The sequence below is a fragment of the Azorhizobium oxalatiphilum genome (genome assembly GCF_014635325.1).
Lineage (GTDB): Bacteria > Pseudomonadota > Alphaproteobacteria > Rhizobiales > Xanthobacteraceae > Azorhizobium > Azorhizobium oxalatiphilum.
Window position 1 is genome coordinate 265,814 of the sequence record NZ_BMCT01000004.1, and the last position, 17,581, is coordinate 283,394.

Annotated in this window: 16 protein-coding genes; 10 read left to right on the top strand and 6 right to left on the bottom strand. The window is 65.5% G+C overall.

Annotation, left to right across the window (positions count from 1 at the left end):
- Position 1: 1 nt before the first annotated feature.
- The 6 genes from IEW24_RS15615 to IEW24_RS15640 form a co-directional block, all read right to left on the bottom strand.
- On the bottom strand, positions 2–1,102 hold the full coding sequence (locus IEW24_RS15615) for a branched-chain amino acid ABC transporter substrate-binding protein (RefSeq protein ID WP_188580238.1): 1,101 nt from the start codon (positions 1,100–1,102) through the stop codon (positions 2–4).
- 188 nt (positions 1,103–1,290) lie between these two features.
- Complete coding sequence (locus tag IEW24_RS15620; RefSeq protein WP_244644442.1) at positions 1,291–1,731, bottom strand: DUF6867 family protein; 441 nt, start codon at positions 1,729–1,731, stop codon at positions 1,291–1,293.
- A 1-nt stretch (position 1,732) separates the two neighbouring features.
- Positions 1,733–2,443: an ABC transporter ATP-binding protein gene (locus IEW24_RS15625; RefSeq protein ID WP_188580652.1), complete on the bottom strand. Its 711-nt coding sequence runs from the start codon at positions 2,441–2,443 to the stop codon at positions 1,733–1,735.
- Between the two features lie 5 nt (positions 2,444–2,448).
- Positions 2,449–3,360 carry an ABC transporter ATP-binding protein gene (locus IEW24_RS15630; RefSeq protein ID WP_188580240.1) on the bottom strand — a complete coding sequence of 304 codons (912 nt, stop codon included), beginning with the start codon at positions 3,358–3,360 and terminating at the stop codon, positions 2,449–2,451.
- Positions 3,357–4,793: a high-affinity branched-chain amino acid ABC transporter permease LivM gene (gene livM, locus IEW24_RS15635; RefSeq protein ID WP_188580243.1), complete on the bottom strand. Its 1,437-nt coding sequence runs from the start codon at positions 4,791–4,793 to the stop codon at positions 3,357–3,359. The genes IEW24_RS15630 and livM overlap by 4 nt, the downstream gene beginning before the upstream one ends.
- On the bottom strand, positions 4,793–5,710 hold the full coding sequence (locus tag IEW24_RS15640; RefSeq protein WP_188580245.1) for a branched-chain amino acid ABC transporter permease: 918 nt from the start codon (positions 5,708–5,710) through the stop codon (positions 4,793–4,795). Before IEW24_RS15640 ends, livM begins: the two co-directional genes overlap by 1 nt.
- 236 nt (positions 5,711–5,946) lie before the next feature.
- On the opposite strand from IEW24_RS15640, the gene IEW24_RS15645 reads away from it, so the two are divergent.
- The 10 genes from IEW24_RS15645 (at position 5,947) to IEW24_RS15690 (ending at position 17,573) form a co-directional block, all read left to right on the top strand.
- Positions 5,947–6,402 (top strand): SRPBCC family protein, encoded by a 456-nt coding sequence (locus IEW24_RS15645; protein ID WP_188580247.1) that lies wholly within the window; start codon positions 5,947–5,949, stop codon positions 6,400–6,402.
- A 39-nt stretch (positions 6,403–6,441) separates the two neighbouring features.
- On the top strand, positions 6,442–7,485 hold the full coding sequence (locus IEW24_RS15650) for a bile acid:sodium symporter family protein (protein ID WP_188580249.1): 1,044 nt from the start codon (positions 6,442–6,444) through the stop codon (positions 7,483–7,485).
- A gap of 162 nt (positions 7,486–7,647) precedes the next feature.
- The gene (locus IEW24_RS15655; RefSeq protein WP_188580251.1) at positions 7,648–8,136 is read left to right on the top strand and encodes a (2Fe-2S)-binding protein; all 489 of its coding nucleotides are present in this window, start codon (positions 7,648–7,650) and stop codon (positions 8,134–8,136) included.
- 233 nt (positions 8,137–8,369) lie between these two features.
- Positions 8,370–10,757 carry a xanthine dehydrogenase family protein molybdopterin-binding subunit gene (locus IEW24_RS15660; protein WP_188580254.1) on the top strand — a complete coding sequence of 796 codons (2,388 nt, stop codon included), beginning with the start codon at positions 8,370–8,372 and terminating at the stop codon, positions 10,755–10,757.
- Between the two features lie 23 nt (positions 10,758–10,780).
- Positions 10,781–11,581: an FAD binding domain-containing protein gene (locus tag IEW24_RS15665; protein ID WP_188580257.1), complete on the top strand. Its 801-nt coding sequence runs from the start codon at positions 10,781–10,783 to the stop codon at positions 11,579–11,581.
- Positions 11,582–11,693: 112 nt separating this feature from the next.
- Positions 11,694–12,599, top strand: a complete 906-nt coding sequence (locus tag IEW24_RS15670) for a hypothetical protein (RefSeq protein ID WP_188580258.1) — start codon at positions 11,694–11,696, stop codon at positions 12,597–12,599.
- 106 nt (positions 12,600–12,705) lie between these two features.
- Positions 12,706–13,632 carry an AAA family ATPase gene (locus IEW24_RS15675; protein WP_188580260.1) on the top strand — a complete coding sequence of 309 codons (927 nt, stop codon included), beginning with the start codon at positions 12,706–12,708 and terminating at the stop codon, positions 13,630–13,632.
- Positions 13,625–14,854 (top strand): vWA domain-containing protein, encoded by a 1,230-nt coding sequence (locus IEW24_RS15680; RefSeq protein ID WP_244644446.1) that lies wholly within the window; start codon positions 13,625–13,627, stop codon positions 14,852–14,854. The genes IEW24_RS15675 and IEW24_RS15680 overlap by 8 nt, the downstream gene beginning before the upstream one ends.
- A gap of 10 nt (positions 14,855–14,864) precedes the next feature.
- Positions 14,865–15,347, top strand: a complete 483-nt coding sequence (locus IEW24_RS15685) for a DUF488 domain-containing protein (RefSeq protein ID WP_188580262.1) — start codon at positions 14,865–14,867, stop codon at positions 15,345–15,347.
- A gap of 237 nt (positions 15,348–15,584) precedes the next feature.
- Positions 15,585–17,573, top strand: coding sequence for a methyl-accepting chemotaxis protein (locus IEW24_RS15690; protein WP_188580264.1), 1,989 nt, complete (start codon positions 15,585–15,587; stop codon positions 17,571–17,573).
- Positions 17,574–17,581 lie beyond the last annotated feature (8 nt).

The window sequence follows — 17,581 nt, forward strand, 5'->3', positions numbered from 1 at the left end:
CTCACAGTTCCGAGTAGCCGCCGTCTTTCCAGACGTAGACCACGTAATCGAGCTTGGTCAGATCGCCCTTCTTGTCGAAGGCGAGCGGGCCGAGCACGGTGTTGAAGGTGGCGCCGGAGTGCATGTAGTCGGCGACCTTCTTGGGGTCGACAGACTTGGCGGCTTCCGCCGCCTGCTTGATGATCTGCACGGCAGCGTAGGAATAGAGCACGTAACCTTCCGGATCGATGCCCTTGGCCTTGAACTTCTCGACGATCTCCTTGGCCGCCGGGCTCTTGCGCGGATCGGGGCCGAAGGTCATCAGCGTGCCGGCAGCACCCGGACCGGCGATGGTCCAGTATTCCTTGTCGGTGATGCCGTCGCCGGAGAAGAGCACCGTCTTCAGGCCCTGGTCACGCATCTGGCGCACCAGCAGGCCGGCTTCCGGATGCAGGCCGCCGTAATAGAGGACGTCGACGTTGGCGGCCTTCAGCTTGGAGACGAGGGCGGAATAGTCCTTCTCGCCGGGCGTGATGCCCTCATAGACGACTTCCTTCATGCCACCCTTGTTGATGGCCTTCTGGGTCTCGTCCGCAAGGCCCTTACCGTAGGGGGTCTTGTCATGGACGATGGCGATCTTCTTGTCCTTGAGGTTCTTCAGGATGTACTCGCCGGCGACCGCACCCTGCTGGTCGTCGCGGCCGCAGGTGCGGAACACGTTCCACATCTTGCGCTCGGTGAAGGTCGGGTTGGTGGAGGCGGGCGTGATCTGGAGGATGCCGCCTTCCTCATAGTTCGTGGAGGCCGGGATCGAGACACCGGAATTGAAGTGGCCGACCACGTACTTCACGCCGTCCGAGATCAGCTTGTTGGCCACCGAGGTGCCCTGAGCCGGGGTGGAGGCGTCGTCGCCGCTGAACGGCTGGATCTGCTGGCCGAGGATGCCGCCGGAGGCATTGATGTCGGCGACCGCCTGATCGAAGCCGTTCTTCAACTGGGCGCCGAAGGCGGCATTGGGGCCGGTCATGGGCGCGGCGACCGCCATCTTGACCTGCGCCTGCGCACCCGCCGCGAAGGCGAGGCTGGCGCCGAGCGCCAGGCCGGCGATGAGAAGTTTCCTCATGCGTCTTATCTCCTCTGGTCTTTTCCGGGCCGGGGCGGCGCCCCGTTCCGGCTGCAATCGGCAGATGGTGCGAAGGCCCGGATCAGGCCATCGGAACTGAAATATGGAGACGTCAATCGCGGTCATTCTGCCGCAAAACCCGCGCCTGTCGATGGGCAGGCGAAGGGCTGCGGCAGCATTGCCCACACCTATGGGCGGGCGCGCCAGAGCAGCGGGCCGGCACTCTCGTAAAGCCAGCCGTAGCGCAGGGTCATCTGCTGCTTGCGCACAGATCGGAAACCGAGCGTGGCGATGGACAGGAGGATGACATATTCCAGCAGGAAATGGTCAAAGGCCAAGAGCGTGCCATGGAAGAGCGCGAAGTGGCAGAAGCGCACCGCGCAGGTCACGAGCAGGGCGTAGAGCGCCACCTGCAGGAAGGGGCTCCAGCCCTTGGCCACGGCGCGGCCGGCCATCCAGGCCCCGCCGCCGCCGAGCGCCACGGTGACGAGCAGGAAGTCGCCCAGCGACACCTCCACCACCGAGCGCGGGCGGATGACATAGAGCACCAGCACTGCGAGGAGGGCGAGGACGGGCAGCACCACCATCGGCGAAGTGGGGCGGCCGGGATTGGGGACGGTGGCGGCCATGTCAGTGCCCCCCTTCCAGATAGGCGGCCTTCACCTCGGGCCGCTCCAGCAATTCCTTGCCGGTGCCGCTCATGGTGACGACGCCGTTCACCATCACATAGCCCCGGTGCGCCAGCTTGAGGGCGTGATAGGCATTCTGCTCCACCAGAAACACGGTGAGCCCCTCGGTGCGGTTGAGGTCGCGGATGGCGTCGAAGATCTGCTTCACCACCAGCGGGGCAAGGCCCAGCGAGGGCTCGTCCAGCAGGAGAAGCCGGGGGCGGGTCATCAGCGCGCGGGCGATGGCCAGCATCTGCTGCTCGCCGCCGGAGAGCGTGCCGCCGCGCTGGTGCAGGCGCTCCTTCAGGCGCGGGAAGAGCGTGAACATGCGCTCCAGATCGTCCTGGAAATGGGTGTTGCCATCCACGGCGGCGCCCATCTGCAGATTCTCATAGACCGTCATGCGGCCGAAGATGCGTCGTCCCTCCGGGGACTGGGCGATCTTGAGACGCATGATCTCGTGCGTGGGCAGGTTGGTGATGTCGCGGCCGTTGAAGACGACCGAGCCTTCCCGAGCCCGGGGCGATCCGCAGATGGTCATCATCAGCGTGGACTTGCCCGCGCCGTTGGCGCCGATGAGGGTGACGATCTCGCCCTCGTTCACCTCCACATCCACGCCCTTCAGGGCGACGATGTTGCCGTAATAGGTCTTCACGCCCGTGACGGAGAGCATCGCCGTCATAGGCCCACCTCCGCCTCGACCGCTTCCACGGCGTCTTCGTCCACGCCGAGATAGGCGGCGATCACCGCCGGGTCGGAGCGCACCTCGGCGGGCGTGCCGTCGGAAATCTTCTTGCCGTACTCCAGCACGATCACATGGTCCGAGATTTCCATCACCACCGACATGTCATGCTCGATCAACAGCACCGAGGTGCCGTAATCGGCGCGGATGGACAGGAGCAGCGTGTTCAGCGCCGCGGATTCGCGCGGGTTGAGGCCGGCGGCGGGCTCGTCGAGGCAGAGCAGCACCGGGTCCGAGCACATGGCACGGGCGATCTCCAGGCGGCGCTGGTCGCCATAGGGCAGGTCGCCGGCGGGATCGTCCGCGCGCTCCACGAGATCGACCTTCTCCAGCCAGTGCAGGGCGCGGTCCATGCCCTCCTTCTCCTGCCGCCGCCAGGACGGCAGGTTGAGAAGGGCCGAGGGCGACAGCAGGCCCGAGCGGATGAGCTTCTGATGCTGGGCCACCATGAGGTTTTCCAGCACGGTCATGCCCGAGAACAGGCGGATGTTCTGGAAGGTGCGGGCCACCCGCGCCTTGGAGGACACCTTGTGGTCCGGCAGCCGTTCCAGCAGGAACAGGGCGCCGGCCTGCGTGGTGGCGGCGGCCTGCCCCGCGGCGGTGAGGGCTTCCACGTCCTCCGTGGTTGGCGCGCCGCCATGGGCGAGGGCGAGCCGGCCCAACGTCGGCTTGTAGAAGCCGGTGATGCAATTGAAGGCGGTGGTCTTGCCGGCGCCGTTCGGGCCGATCAGGGCTGTCACATCGCCGCGTCCCACGGTGAAGGACACGTCGTTCACCGCCACGAGGCCACCGAACCGCATGGTGAGGTGGTCCACGGTCAGGATGGGATCGGTCTCCCAGCGTCTCATCCGTGGCCCTCCTTCACGAGGTCACCCGACACCTTCTTGCGTTCCTTCAGGAAGATGGTGGCCAGACGCCCCGAGACGAGGCCGCGCGGACGCCACACCATCACGGCCACCATGGCGAAGCCGAAGATGAGCATGCGATAAAGCGTGGGGTCGAAGTCCGGTCCCAGCAGCCAGTCGCTCTTCAGGAAGGAGAGGTTCCGCAGCATCTCCATGCCGCCGATCATGAAGACGGCGGCGGCGGCAACGCCCATCTGCGAGCCCATACCGCCCAGCACCACGATGGCGAGGATCATGGCGGACTCGATGAAGGTGAAGCTCTCCGGCGACACGAAGCGCACGCGCACCGCGAAGAAGGCCCCCGCGAAGCCGCCGAACATGGCGCCGGTGGCAAAGGCCGTGAGCTTGGTGAGCGTGGTGTTGATGCCGAGCGAGCGGCAGGCGATCTCGTCTTCGCGCAGTGCTTCCCACGCCCGGCCCACCGGCATGCGCCGCAGCCGCAGGGTGGCGAGTGCAGTGAGCAGGGAGAGGGCGACGATGACGAAATAGAGGAAGATGATGCGGTGCATCGGGTCGAACGTGAGTCCGAAACGGGCAGCGAACCCATCATCCGCAGCGGTGAACGGAATGCCGAAGAAGGAGATGGGCGGGATGGAGGCGATGCCTGCACCGCCATTGGTGAAGTCGGTCCAGTTGATGAGCACGAGGCGGATGATCTCGCCGAAGGCGAGCGTCACGATGGCGAGGTAATCGCCGCGCAGGCGCAGCACCGGGAAGCCGAGGATGACGCCCCACATGGCGGCCAGGATGCCGCACACCGGCAGACAGACCCAGAAGGACCACAGCGCCCAGAAGTTCTCGCCCAGATGCCCGGCCATCCAGTCGTTGATGGGCACGCTGGTGGAAAGAAGCGCGAAGGCATAGGCCCCGACCGCATAGAAGGCGACGTAGCCGAGATCCAGCAGGCCGGCGAGGCCGACCACGATGTTGAGGCCCCAGCCCAGCATCACGTAGGAGCCGATATAGATGCCGAGGTCGATCCAGTAGCGGCTCGGGGTCAGGCCGCCGGTCACGACGATGGCGATCAGGGGATAGAAGAGGGCGAGCGCGAAGAAGGCGGGCTTCGCCATCGGCGAGATGAAACCGCCCACGGCCGCGAGCGGCGAGGGCGTGCCGCGCGCCGCCTTCTGACGGCCGGGCCGCCAGATGGTGAGATGCAGCACGAGGCGCAGCACCGCCACCAGGATGGCGAAGGTGGCGCACAGGCCGAAGCGATAGGTGAGGGTGAGGGGGCCGCTGCCGCTCTCGGTGGCGCGGAAGCCCACCAGCGGCAGGAACAGAAGGAAGGTGATGACGCCGCTCACCACCGCATCCTTCAGCGCGGCAGCGAACGGGGAGGGACGCGCGGCCCCGTCCCCGGCCAGAGGGGATGACATCAGACCTTCTCCACTTCCGGACGGCCGAGAAGCCCTTGCGGCATGAAGACGAGGGTGATGGCGAGGATGGAGAACGCCGCCACATCCTTGTATTCAATGGAGAAATAAGCGGACCAGAAGGTCTCGATGAGGCCGATCAGCAGCCCGCCGAGCACTGCGCCGGGCAGCGAGCCGATGCCGCCGAGGACGGCTGCGGTGAAGGCCTTCACACCCGGCACGAAGCCGTCATTGAAGTTCACCACGCCATAATACATCAGGTACATGACGCCGGCGACGGCGGCCAGCATGGCACCGATGATGAATGTCAGCGAGATGGTGCGGTCCACATCCACGCCGAGCAGCGCGGCCATCTTGCGATCCTGCTCGCAGGCACGCTGGGCGCGGCCGAGCGGCGTCTTCTGCACCAGGAACCAGAAGCCGCCCAGAAGCACGGCCGTCAGGATCATGATGAACATCTGCTTGTAGGCCAGCGTGACCTGATAACCGTTGTTGTCCATCAGCACGATCACGTCGGGCAGCATGGGCGGCAGCGGCTTGTTGCGCGGACCCTGCGCCACCTGCACGAAGTTCGACAGCAGGATGGACATGCCGATGGCCGAGATCATCGGTGCCAGCCGGAACGAGCCGCGCAAGGGCCGATAGGCCACGCGCTCGATGGCCCATGATGTCAGGCCGGTGAAGATCATCGCCACCACCAGGACGATGGCCAGCACAAGGAAGATGGAGGTGATGCCCAGCACCGTGGTGAGCAGCAGAAAGGCGATCAGGCCGATGAAGGCACTCACCATGAACACGTCACCATGGGCGAAGTTCACCATGCCGATGATGCCGAACACCATGGTGTAACCGATCGCGATGAGCCCGTAGATGGACCCAAGCGTCAACCCATTGATCAATTGCTGGAGAAAGACGTCCATACGACCAATGCCCCTCGTTCTGGATCCGCCTATTGTTTGGTCGTGCCTCATGATTGGGCACTGCGGACTGATTCACTCATAGCGTGCGTGTGCGAACGTGACAAATGCGCCTTTGGGCGTGTGGACGGCGCGGCGCAGCTCCGGGCTGGTGTCGTTGCAGGACAGCTTTTCCTCAAAGCGCCCCTGACGCAACATCTGCCTGTATCCGGGCGGCAAACAACCACGGGAGAAACGCCATGGCTCTGGAGATGTCGGGCAGCTACGAGCTGCCGGTGACGCGTGAAAAAGCCTGGGAAGCCTTGAATGACGCGGAGATTCTCAAACGCTGCATCCCCGGCTGCGAGGAGCTGGAGAAGGCTTCCGATACCGAGATGAAAGCGGTGGTGGTCTCGAAGATCGGGCCGGTGAAGGCCAAATTCCGCGGCACCGTCACCCTGAGCGACTTCAACGCCCCGGAAAGCTACCGAATCTCAGGGGAAGGTGATGGTGGAATCGCCGGTTTTGCGAAGGGGGGTGCGCTTGTGGAGTTGACCTCAAGCGAAACAGGCACCACGCTGGTATACAAGGCCGAGGCGCAGATCGGCGGCAAGCTTGCTCAGCTTGGTCAGCGTCTGGTGGCAGGGACAGCGAAAAAAATCGCCGACGAGTTCTTCAAGAATTTCGCCGAAGCGGTCGCGAGTGGGGACGCCTGAGGAAGCTTGGTCTTCCTCTGTTTTCGTGCGTCTCCATCAATGTCGTCCCGCTTCAAGCTCGACCCATTCGTCATTGCGCTTGCCCTCACCGTTGTCGCCGCCGTGATCTGGCCCTACCCGGGCGTCAGTGGCGGCGTGCTGCATGCCGACAAGGCGGCCAGCTACGGCGTGGCGTTCATCTTCGTGCTCTACGGCCTGTCACTGGCGCCCGAGCATCTGTGGAAGAGCGCCGGCCGCTGGCGGGTGCATCTGGTGGTGCAATTCTCCACCTTCGCACTCTTCCCGGTGGTGGTGCTGGCAGCCCATCCCTTGCTGGTGCGCGTGATGCCGCCGGAAATGGTGGCCGGATTCTTCTTCCTCGCTGCGCTGCCCTCCACCGTCTCGTCCTCGGTGGCGATGACCTCGCTGGCGCGTGGCAACGTGCCGGTGGCCATCTTCAACGCCAGCATTTCCAGCCTGATCGGCGTGTTTGTCACCCCGCTGCTGATGGCGTGGTACATGCACGCCACCGGCACGCAGATGGATTTGCAGGGGGTCATCATCAAGCTGGTGCTGCTGGTGATGTTGCCCGTGGGCATCGGCCAACTGCTGCGTCCGCTGCTGGCGCAATTCATGAACCGCCACAAGAAGGCCGCGCGCTTGGCGGACCGCGCCGTCATCCTGATGATCGTCTACAACTCCTTCTGCGACAGCGTCGTGGGCGGTGTTTGGAGCAAGCATGATCCGCGCCTGATCGCGGAGATGCTGGCCGGCGTGGTCATCCTGTTCTTCGTAGTCTACGGCCTCGTTGCGGTGATCTGCCGGCTGGTCGGCTTCAACCGCATGGACCGCGTGGCGGTGCTGTTCTGCAGTTCCAAGAAGTCGCTCGCCACCGGCCTGCCCATGGCGCGGGTGATCTTCGGCTCGCAGGCAGAACTCAGCCTCATCATCGCGCCGGTGATGCTGTTCCACTTCATCCAACTGGTGATCGTCAGCTTCATTGCCGGCCATATGGCGGCACAGGTGGATCACGAGGAGGCCAAGGCGGCCCGCAGCGGCGAGGCGCCCCGCCTTGCCGAACAGGGGCGCGGCTCGAAAATGTGACGGCGGGCCGGCGCTGCCGGCCCCGCTCTCCCACGGCGCGGGCGCATCAGCGCGCTTGACCGCCGTGCATGGGCAGTTCCACACTGGACCAATTAAAAGAACCCGCCCATCTGGCGCAGGGGTCTGTGTCGGTCGGTTCGGGACGGTCCGGGAGGTTGTCCGATGACCAGTATTTCAATGACGGTGAACGGCAGGCCGATCAGCGCCGAAGTCGAGCCGCGCACCCTGCTCGTCGAATTCCTGCGCGAAAACCTGCATCTCACCGGCACCCACGTGGGCTGCGACACCAGCCAATGCGGCGCCTGCGTCGTGCATCTGGATGGTGCAGCGGTCAAATCCTGCACCATGCTCGCGGTGCAGGCGGACGGTGGCGCGGTCACGACCATCGAGGGCCTCGCCCCCGCCGGCCGTCTGCATCCCATGCAGGAAGCTTTCCGGGAGCACCACGGCCTGCAATGCGGCTTCTGTACGCCGGGCATGATCATGACCGCCGTGGACATGGTGGCACGCCTCGGCACGGAGCTGGACGAGACCACGATCCGCGAGAATCTGGACGGCAATCTCTGTCGCTGTACCGGCTACCACAACATCGTCAAGGCGGTGGCTGCCGGCGCGCACGCCATGAACCCAGCCGCGCTCGCGGCGGAATGAGCGGCCGAGCGCGGGGCAATCGCTCCGGGCCTGCTATGCAACCGCTCATTGGTCGGTTTCGAAGCGCCGATCCGCATTTCCCGATGCCGTGGACGTGGGCGTCGGATGCCTGACCATCTCGGGACATTACGGCGGCGGGAAGGGGCCCGTCCGGCGCATTTCAGCATCATGCGGAAGCCGCCCAGCACAAGGCCGGCAAAGGCCGGGCGGGCGTTTCGCCGGGAGGAAGCCCAATGAACGCCAACACCGCAAGCAACGTGACGCCTATCGGCGCCGCCGTCCGCCGCAAGGAGGACCATCGCTTCATCACCGGCAAGGGGCGCTATACGGATGATCTCCATCGTCCCGGCGAGGCGCAGGCCTATTTCCTTCGCTCACCTCATGCCCATGCCCGCATCCGATCCCTCGACACGGCAGAGGCCGCCGCCATGCCCGGCGTGGTGGCCATCCTCACGGGAGCCGAACTGGCCGAGGACAAGGTGGGGGATCTCATCTGCGGCTGGATGATCCATTCCGTGGACGGTTCGCCCATGCGCATGGGCTCGCACCCCGCGCTGGCCAAGGACACGGTGCGCTACGTGGGCGACCATGTGGCGGTGGTGATCGCCGAAACACTCAATCAGGCGAAGGACGCAGCGGCCGCCATCGCGGTGGATTACGAGGTGCTCCCCGCCGTTTCCGATCTCGCGCAGGCGCAGGCGGAGGGCGCGCCGCAACTGCACGAGGTGGCGCCGCGCAATGTGGTCTTTGCCTGGGAGCTGGGCGACAAGGATGCCACCGACACCGCCTTTGCCAATGCGGCCCATGTCATTCCCATCGATGTGGTGAACAACCGCCTCGCGCCCAACCCCATCGAGCCCCGCGCCGCCATCGGCGACTATGACAGCGGCGACGACGCCTTCACGCTCTGGACCACCAGCCAGAATCCGCATCTGGCGCGGCTCGTGCTTTCGGCCTTCGTCGGCATCGCACCGGAGAACAAGCTGCGGGTGATCGCGCCCGACGTGGGCGGCGGCTTCGGTTCGAAGATCTTCATCTATGCCGAGGAGACGGTGTGCGCCTGGGCCTCGAAGCGGGTGGGACGGCCGGTGAAATGGACCTGCGATCGCTCGGAGGCGTTCCTGTGCGACGCCCATGGGCGCGATCACATCACTCATGCGGAGCTGGCGCTGGACCCGGCGGGGCGCATCCTCGGCTTCCGGGTGAAGACGACCGCCAACATGGGCGCCTATCTCTCCACCTTCGCTTCCTCCATTCCCACCTATCTCTACGCCACGTTGCTCTCCGGGCAGTATGACATTCCGGCCATCCACTGCCATGTGGATGCGGTCTATACCAACACCGCGCCGGTGGATGCCTATCGGGGCGCCGGGCGGCCGGAGGCTACCTTCCTTGTGGAGCGCATCGTCGAGATCGCGGCGCGCACGCTGAAGATGGACAGCGCTGCTTTTCGGCGGCTCAACTTCGTCACCAGCTTCCCGCACCAGACGCCGGTCATCATGAATTACGATGCGGGCGACTATGCGGCCTCGCTCGACAAGGCGCTGGAGCTGGCCGACTACGCCGGCTTTCCGGCCCGCAAGACGGAGGCCGAGCGACGGGGCAAGCTGCGCGGCATCGGCCTGTCCAATTATATCGAGGCCTGCGGCATAGCGCCTTCGGCGGCGGTGGGCTCGCTGGGCGCGGGTGTTGGCCTGTGGGAGAGCGCCGAGGTGCGGGTGAATCCCACCGGGAATGTGGAGGTGCTCACCGGCTCGCACAGCCATGGGCAGGGGCATGAAACCACCTTTGCCCAGCTTGTCTCTTCGCGGCTCGGCATTCCCATGGATCAGGTGTCCATCGTGCATGGCGACACCGACAAGGTGCAGTTCGGCATGGGCACCTATGGCTCACGCTCTGGCGCGGTGGGCATGTCTGCCATCGTGAAGGCGCTGGACAAGGTGGAAGCCAAGGCGAAGAAGATCGCCGCCCACATGCTGGAAGCGGCGGAAGGCGACATCGAGTTCAAGGATGGCCGCTTCTCGGTGGCGGGCACCGATCGATGGCTGGGCTTCGCGGAGGTGGCGCTCAATGCCTATGTGGCGCACAAGTTTCCCACGTCCGAGATCGAGCCGGGTCTCAAGGAAGGGGCCTTCTACGATCCCACCAACTTCACCTTCCCCGCCGGCTGCCATGTCTGCGAGGTTGAGATCGACCCGGACACCGGCGTCACGCAGATCGTGAACTTCACGGCCGTGGACGATTTCGGGGTGGTCATCAATCCGATGATCGTCGAGGGGCAGGTGCATGGCGGCATCGCGCAGGGTGTTGGGCAGGCGCTCATGGAAAGCGTGCATTACGATGCGGATGGCCAACTCGTGACTGGCTCCTTCATGGACTACACCATGCCGCGCGCGGAGAACCTGCCATCTTTCAGGATCGGGCTCACCCAGACGCGCTGTCCCTCCAATCCGCTGGGCATCAAGGGATGTGGTGAGGCGGGGGCTATCGCGGCGCCGCCGGCCGTCATCAATGCCATCACCATGGCGCTGGGCACGGAAGACGTGTCCATGCCCGCCACGCCTGCCAAGGTCTGGCAGATCATTCAGGCCTGGCGCGCGGTTGCGCAGGCTGCCGAGTAATTCGAGATCGCAGGAGAAGAGCCATGTATGCCTTCGACTATCAGCGCCCCTCAGCCCTGGATGAGGCCGTCGCGCTGCTGCGCGATCTGGATGAGCCCAAGGTGCTGGCCGGCGGCCAGACCCTGCTGCCGACGCTGAAGCAGCGTCTGGCCCAGCCCGGCAGTCTCGTCGATCTGTCCCGCATTCCCGGACTTTCCGGCATCGAGCGGCGCGGGGAAGGGCTGTTCATCGGCGCCATGGCGCGCCATGCGCAGGTGGCGACCTCTCCTCTCGTGCAGGAGGTCATTCCCGCGCTGGCGGAGCTTGCCGGCATGATCGGTGATCCCGCGGTGCGCAATCGTGGCACGCTGGGCGGCTCCATCGCCAATAACGATCCCACCGCTGATTATCCGGCTGCCTGTCTCGGCCTCGGGGCCAGCATCGTGACGAACGCGCGCACGCTGGTGGCGGACGATTTCTTCACCGGCCTGTTCGAGACCGCGCTGGGAGAGGATGAGCTGGTGGTGGGCGTGGAGTTCCCGGCCCCCGCCCGTGCCGGCTATGCCAAGTTCCGCAATCCCGCGTCCCGCTATGCCATGGCCGGTGCCTTCGTGGCGCAGATGGCGGATGGCGTACGGGTGGCGATCACGGGGGCGGGGCAGGGGGGCGTCTTCCGTTGGGCCGAGGCCGAGGAGGCCCTGCACGCGGACTTCCGGCCCGAATCCATCGCCGAACTCACGCTTGATGCCTCAGACATCATGTCTGACCTGCACGGCAGTGCGGACTATCGCGCACAGTTGGTCAAGGTGATGACATTGCGCGCACTGGTTGCAGCATTGAGGTAGATCGGTGCCGGTCTTGGTGATGCTCTTGGTTTTTCACCGAAATCGGCCAAAATTTCATGGTTTTGTCGAATGATGTGCGCTTATGATCTCCCTACGCCTGAGGGGGGTCCAAATGGCGCCTTATTCGCTCCCGGATATTGTGGAGCTCGCCTTTGCTTTGCTTGCATCTGGCGTGCTCGCAGGATTGCTGGTTGGTCTTTTTGGGGCCTATGGTGGTCTGGTTATTGTACCTGTTCTGCACCCGATGTTTGCGACTTTGGGAATGCAGAACAGCGTAGTTGTTTACCTTGCCGCAGGTGTCTCCCTGGTGCTGCTCGTCTTCACGGCCCTGCAGTGCTGGCGTGAAACGGTGCGGCCAGACACCAGTGGTGGGATTTCCGAGCATCTCGGTGTGGACGTTCGCTGGCTGATATCGGCGGGTGCAGTGTCGGCGAGCGTGGTGGTTGCCGCTTTGCCGGTGCCCGAGGTGCAGCTCATCTTCACCTGTGTGATGCTGGCCGGCGGCGTGAAGATGCTCTTCCCGTTCCGATTGGCCATGTCCGTGGTTGTCCGCACCATGATGGCGTCGCCGCTCAAGGCGTCACTGGATGTGGGGCCGTCCTCGCTCTCGGTCTCCATGGGCGCTGGCGGCGGCAACATGCGCTCAGTGGCCTTCGATCTGCGCCGCGCTGATGCTCCGGCGGGTCCGGTGCAGAAGCTGGCGATAGGCGCCTTCGGCCTCGCCCACAGCCTGTGGGAATGGAGCGGGCGCACGACGGGGGCTTCCGCGGTGGCCAGCGTTCTGCTGGCGGTGCCCGCCATGGCCGGCCTCGGCATGGTGCTCTCCGGCCATACCCAGGCGTCCGGCACGGACGAGCACGGCATTCTGGGCGTAGCCGTCATCCTTGCCAGTGCCATGATGCTCGTACCCGTGGGGGCGGAACTGTCACGCCAGTTCTCACGCCGCCTGCTGGAAATCAGCCTGGGCGTGTTCCTGCTGCTGGCCAGCGCGCAGTTCGCCTGGTTCTTCCTCGCCTGAGGAAGCCAGGGCAGGTATCGGGGTTCTCGGGCGGAATACGCCGTCCGGGCGGTTCCGGTGGTTGCGGAGGCTTCCTGCCGCGCCGATCCCGCAGTACATCTTGTGCATGCCGGATGATGCCGTTTTCCCACCCGCATCCATTGACGCCACGGCCGCCTTGCTGAGCGGCGCGGGTTATGTACCCGATCGTGCACTGGCCACCGTCGTGCATCTCGCCCTCCGCATGCGACGCCCGCTGCTCCTCGAAGGCGAGGCCGGGGTCGGAAAGACCGAGGTGGCGCGAACGCTCGCCGCCGCGCTCGGGCGGCGGCTCATCCGCCTGCAGTGTTACGAGGGGCTCGACCTCGCGGCGGCGGCCTATGAATGGAACTATCCCGCGCAGATGATCGCCATCCGGCTCGCGGAAGCGGCCGGCGAGCGCGACAAGGATGAGATCGCCTCCGGCGTCTTTTCCGAGCGCCATCTCCTGCGCCGCCCCCTGCTTGAGGCGCTGATGCCGGACCCGGCCGGGCCGCCCGTGCTGCTCATCGACGAGCTGGACCGGACGGACGAGGCCTTCGAGGCGTTCCTGCTGGAAGTGCTGGCCGATTTCCAGATTTCCATTCCCGAACTCGGCACGGTGAAGGCGGAGCATCCGCCCATCATCATCCTCACCTCCAACCGAACCCGCGAGATCCATGACGCTCTCAAGCGGCGCTGCCTCTATCACTGGGTGGGCTATCCCTCGGCGGAACGGGAGCTTGAAATCCTGCGCACCCGCCTGCCGGACATCGGAGAGTCGCTGTCACGGCAGGTCGTTGGCTTCGTGCAGGCGCTGCGCAGGGACGATCTGTTCAAGGTGCCCGGCGTTGCCGAGACGCTGGATTGGGCAGCCGCGCTGGTGGAGCTGGATGCGGTGACGGTCGGTCCGGACACGGCGCGGGATACGCTGGGCGTGCTCCTGAAGTATCAGGATGACATCGCCCGCACCGATGCCGCCGCCGTCACCCGCCTGCTCGACGCCGCGCGGCGGACGAGCGAGACCCTTGCCTGAAGCGGACGCCATATCCGGCGCGCCGGGCCGGGGACGGCTGGCGGAGAACATCCTCACCTTCTGTCGCCTTCTGCGCGCCTCCGGGCTGTCCCTTGGCCCCGGCAGTGTCCTCGATGCGGTCTCGGCCGTGGAGGTGGCGGGGATCGGCGGCCGTGCGGATCTCTACTGGACGCTGCATGCGGTGCTGGTCTCGCGCCACGAGGACCATGAGGTCTTCGACACCGTCTTCCAGCGTTTCTGGCGCCGGCGCGCGGGTGCCGAGCGGCTGATCGAAATGCTGTCCCCGGTGGCCGTGCCCATGGCGCCGCCGGCGGCAAAGCCGGGTCTGCGGCGAGTGGAGGAGGCGTTCGAGGGCGCGCTTGCGCCGCCGCAGGAGCCGCCGGGCGAGATGGAGGTGGATGCCCGCTTCACCGCCTCGGATACGGACGTGCTGCGCACCCGTGATTTTGCCCAGATGAGCGCGGACGAACTGGCCGAAGCCCGCCGCCGCATCGCTCTGCTGAAGATGCCCGATGACCGGGCCCGCATCCGCCGCCTCGCGGCTGACCCCCGTGGACCGCGCCTCGATCTGAGGGCCTCCATCCGCGCTTCGCTCTCCACCGGCGGAGACTATGTGCCGCTGCGCCGGCGTGGCCCGCGCGAGCGCCCGCCGCCGGTCGTGGCCTTGGTGGACATCTCCGGCTCCATGAGCGACTACGCCCGTCCGGTGCTGCACTTCCTGCATGCCCTCGGTACGCGGCGTCGGGTGGAGACCTTCCTGTTCGGCACGCGCCTCACCAATGTGAGCCGCGCTTTGCGCCATCGCGATCCCGATGCGGCTCTGACGGAGGTGGGGCGGGTCGCTCCAGACTGGTCCGGCGGCACCCGCATCGCCACGTCGCTGCACCTCTTCAACCGCGACTGGTCTCGCCGGGTGCTGGCGCAGAATCCCGTCGTGCTGCTGGTTACGGATGGGCTGGAGCGCGATGCGGACGATACCCTTGCCCGCGAGATGGATCGCCTGCAGCGTTCCTGTCGCCGGCTGGTATGGCTCAATCCCCTGCTGCGCTATGCGGGCTTCGAGCCGAAAGCGCGTGGGATCAGGGCCATGCTGCCCCATGTGGACGAGTTCCGACCTGTGCACGATCTGGCGAGCCTCGAGGCTCTGGTCGCGGCGCTGTCCGGCCCATCCGTTCCGGTTCTGCGGCGCGGGCGTGCCTACGGCCTGGAAGCAGTGATTTAGGGAGGCGCGGATGACAACGGTCAAAGGCGAGCGGGCCTCAGACCTTTTCACCATCGGCTACGAGCAGACCACCGTTCCAGCCTTTCACGCCTCCCTGACGCAGGCGCGCGTGGACCTGCTGGTGGATGTGCGGGCGGTGGCGGCCTCACGCCGGCCCGGCTTCTCCAAGACGGCGTTGGCAGCGGGCATCGCGGAACATGGCATCGCCTATGTGCATCTGCGTGCGCTGGGCACGCCGGCCGAAGGGCGGATGGCAGCGCGCAAGGGCGACAAGGCGGCGTTGATGCGCATCTACAACGCCCATCTGGAGACGCCCGCCGCGCGGGAGGCGCTGGATGAACTGGCCGCGCTGGCCCGTGGCCGGCGCCTGTGCCTGCTGTGCTTCGAGCGCCATGTGGAAGGCTGCCACCGGCTGCTGCTCTCCGAGATCATGTGCGAACGGCTGGACGTGCCCGTGACGCATCTGATGCCGGATCAGATCCACAGGCTATAGCTTCGGGTCGTGGCAGAATTGGTCAGTCTGCCTTGTGAATTCATTCTGGATCATTTGTGGTTGTTTTTCACCGTGATGACTTGAGGGTTTCATACGCCCTTCTTGAAACGACTGCTAAAGGCCTCGCGCGTGGGTGAATTTTCGCTGCGTGTACGGAGGGTATGTGGACGACGTGGGGACACGGACGTCCGCGGCTCCTGTACCGCAGGTGCGCCATGCCCTTGGAGAGGCTATTTGATGGGTTCCGCGATCGTTCAGAAGGCCGGCACTGTTTCCGGGGGCGCACAGACGCGTATCCGGCTGTTGCGCCGTATCATCATTGCAGTGTCGCTGGCCGTTGTGCTGGCCTTCGCAGGCTTTTCGCTCATCATCGACCTGCGCCAGCAGGCGCTGGTGCAGGCCGACGTGGAAACCAAGCTGGAAAGCGCGGGCGTCCTGGCCTCGGATGCGATCGCCAGCTGGTTCTCCGGCCGCATGATGCTGACGCAGGCGATGGCCGATACCATCGCGAAGGATCCCGCCGCCGCGCCGACGCTGTTGCAGAACAAGGTGATGATCGACCAGTTCAAGTCCAGCTATTTCGGCACGGCTGCGGAAGGCTTCATGCACAATGCTCCGCCGCACGACATGCCGCCGGGCTATGATCCCCGCAAGCGCCCATGGTATCAGGCCGCCCAGGCGGCGCGGGGGCCCATCATGACCGCGCCCTATGTGGATGCATCGACCAAGCAACTGGTCATCACCGCTGCCGTCCCCGTCTATGTGAATGACAAGCTCGCGGGCGTGACCGGGGCGGACTTCTTCATCACCGCATTGCAGAAGCGTCTCGCCTCCATCGACTTTGGCGGCATGGGCTTCGCGTTTCTGGTGAGCGATGACGGCACCGTCCTCGTTCATCCGGATATGGCGCTGGTGGGCAAGAAGATGTCGGACCTTTTCACGGGGCCCGTGCCGTCCATTGCTCCGCGCATTGAGACGGCGAAGATCGGCAAGGATGATGCCATTGTCACTTTCTTCCCGCTGAACGGGCTGGAAGGCGCCAAATGGCATGTGGGCCTCGCCATCAATCCCAGCCTCGCTTATGCCCCACTGGCCGAATTCCGCATCACCGCCGCGGTGGCGACCCTCGTCATCGCCATCCTCATGATCGTTCTGCTGGGGCAGTTGCTGCACCGTGCGGTTTCGCGTCCGCTGGCCCGTATGACGCAAGCCATGAACGCCCTCGCCAGCGGCGACCTCGCCTCCGAAGTCCCGGACCTGCACCGCCGTGATGAGATCGGCGCCATGGCCGAGGCCATGCAGGTGTTCAAGCAGCACGCCATCGAGCGCGCCTCCATGCAGGAAAAGGAACACGCGGCCGCCGAAGTGCAGCGCCGACGCGGAGAGACGGTGGACAGCCTGATCGCCGCCTTCAACCGCGACATTTCCGGCGTGCTGGATCTGGTCTCGACGTCTTCCACCACGTTGGAGGCCACTGCGCGTTCGCTGACCCACCGCGCGGATGCCAGCGCCCGCAACGCCCAGGGCGCGGCGGCAGCTGCGGAACAGGCTTCCGCCAACGTGCGCAGCGTTGCGGCGGCTTCGGAGGAACTCGCGGCGTCCATCAACGAGATTTCGCAACGTGCGAACTCCTCCCGCGAGGTGGCGGCCCGGGCGCAGGTCTCTGCGCGCGAGACGGACGAGACAGTGCAGAGCCTGGTAGCGGTAAGCACCCGCATCTCCGAAATCGTGAACCTCATCAATGCCATCGCCGATCAGACCAACCTGCTGGCGCTCAATGCGACCATCGAGGCGGCTCGGGCGGGAGACGCGGGCAAGGGGTTTGCGGTCGTGGCTCAGGAGGTCAAGTCGCTGGCCGGGCAGACCGCCAGGGCCACCGAGGACATCGCAGCGCAGATCAGCGCCATTCAGGGCGCATCCAAGGCGGCGGTTTCGGCCATCCACGACATCGGCGAGGTGATCGAGGAGATGAACACAATCTCCTCCGACATTTCCAACGCCATGGAGCAGCAGGGAGCAGCGACCCACGAGATCGCTTCCAGCGTCCAGCAGGCAGCTGCTGGCACTTCGGAAGTGTCCAGCAACGTGATGGACGTGCGCGTCGGCGCGGCGGCCACCGGAGAGGATGCCGGAAACGTCCGGGAGGCCGCAGGCAAGCTGTCGTCCGAGGCCACCGAACTGCGTCGCAAGGTGGAGCAATTCCTCGGCGCCATCCGCGCCGCATAGGCCAAACC

Bases quoted from the DNA above. Each gene is read 5' to 3' on its own strand.
- IEW24_RS15615 (WP_188580238.1), bottom strand. From the start codon at position 1,102: ATGAGGAAACTTCTCATCGCCGGCCTGGCGCTCGGCGCCAGCCTCGCC.
- IEW24_RS15665 (WP_188580257.1), top strand. From the start codon at position 10,781: ATGTATGCCTTCGACTATCAGCGCCCCTCAGCCCTGGATGAGGCCGTC.
- IEW24_RS15625 (WP_188580652.1), bottom strand. From the start codon at position 2,443: ATGCTCTCCGTCACGGGCGTGAAGACCTATTACGGCAACATCGTCGCC.
- IEW24_RS15650 (WP_188580249.1), top strand. From the start codon at position 6,442: ATGTCGTCCCGCTTCAAGCTCGACCCATTCGTCATTGCGCTTGCCCTC.
- IEW24_RS15655 (WP_188580251.1), top strand. From the start codon at position 7,648: ATGACCAGTATTTCAATGACGGTGAACGGCAGGCCGATCAGCGCCGAA.
- IEW24_RS15645 (WP_188580247.1), top strand. From the start codon at position 5,947: ATGGCTCTGGAGATGTCGGGCAGCTACGAGCTGCCGGTGACGCGTGAA.
- IEW24_RS15640 (WP_188580245.1), bottom strand. From the start codon at position 5,710: ATGGACGTCTTTCTCCAGCAATTGATCAATGGGTTGACGCTTGGGTCC.
- IEW24_RS15685 (WP_188580262.1), top strand. From the start codon at position 14,865: ATGACAACGGTCAAAGGCGAGCGGGCCTCAGACCTTTTCACCATCGGC.
- livM (WP_188580243.1), bottom strand. From the start codon at position 4,793: ATGTCATCCCCTCTGGCCGGGGACGGGGCCGCGCGTCCCTCCCCGTTC.
- IEW24_RS15675 (WP_188580260.1), top strand. From the start codon at position 12,706: ATGCCGGATGATGCCGTTTTCCCACCCGCATCCATTGACGCCACGGCC.
- IEW24_RS15630 (WP_188580240.1), bottom strand. From the start codon at position 3,360: ATGAGACGCTGGGAGACCGATCCCATCCTGACCGTGGACCACCTCACC.
- IEW24_RS15620 (WP_244644442.1), bottom strand. From the start codon at position 1,731: ATGGCCGCCACCGTCCCCAATCCCGGCCGCCCCACTTCGCCGATGGTG.
- IEW24_RS15690 (WP_188580264.1), top strand. From the start codon at position 15,585: ATGGGTTCCGCGATCGTTCAGAAGGCCGGCACTGTTTCCGGGGGCGCA.
- IEW24_RS15670 (WP_188580258.1), top strand. From the start codon at position 11,694: ATGGCGCCTTATTCGCTCCCGGATATTGTGGAGCTCGCCTTTGCTTTG.
- IEW24_RS15660 (WP_188580254.1), top strand. From the start codon at position 8,370: ATGAACGCCAACACCGCAAGCAACGTGACGCCTATCGGCGCCGCCGTC.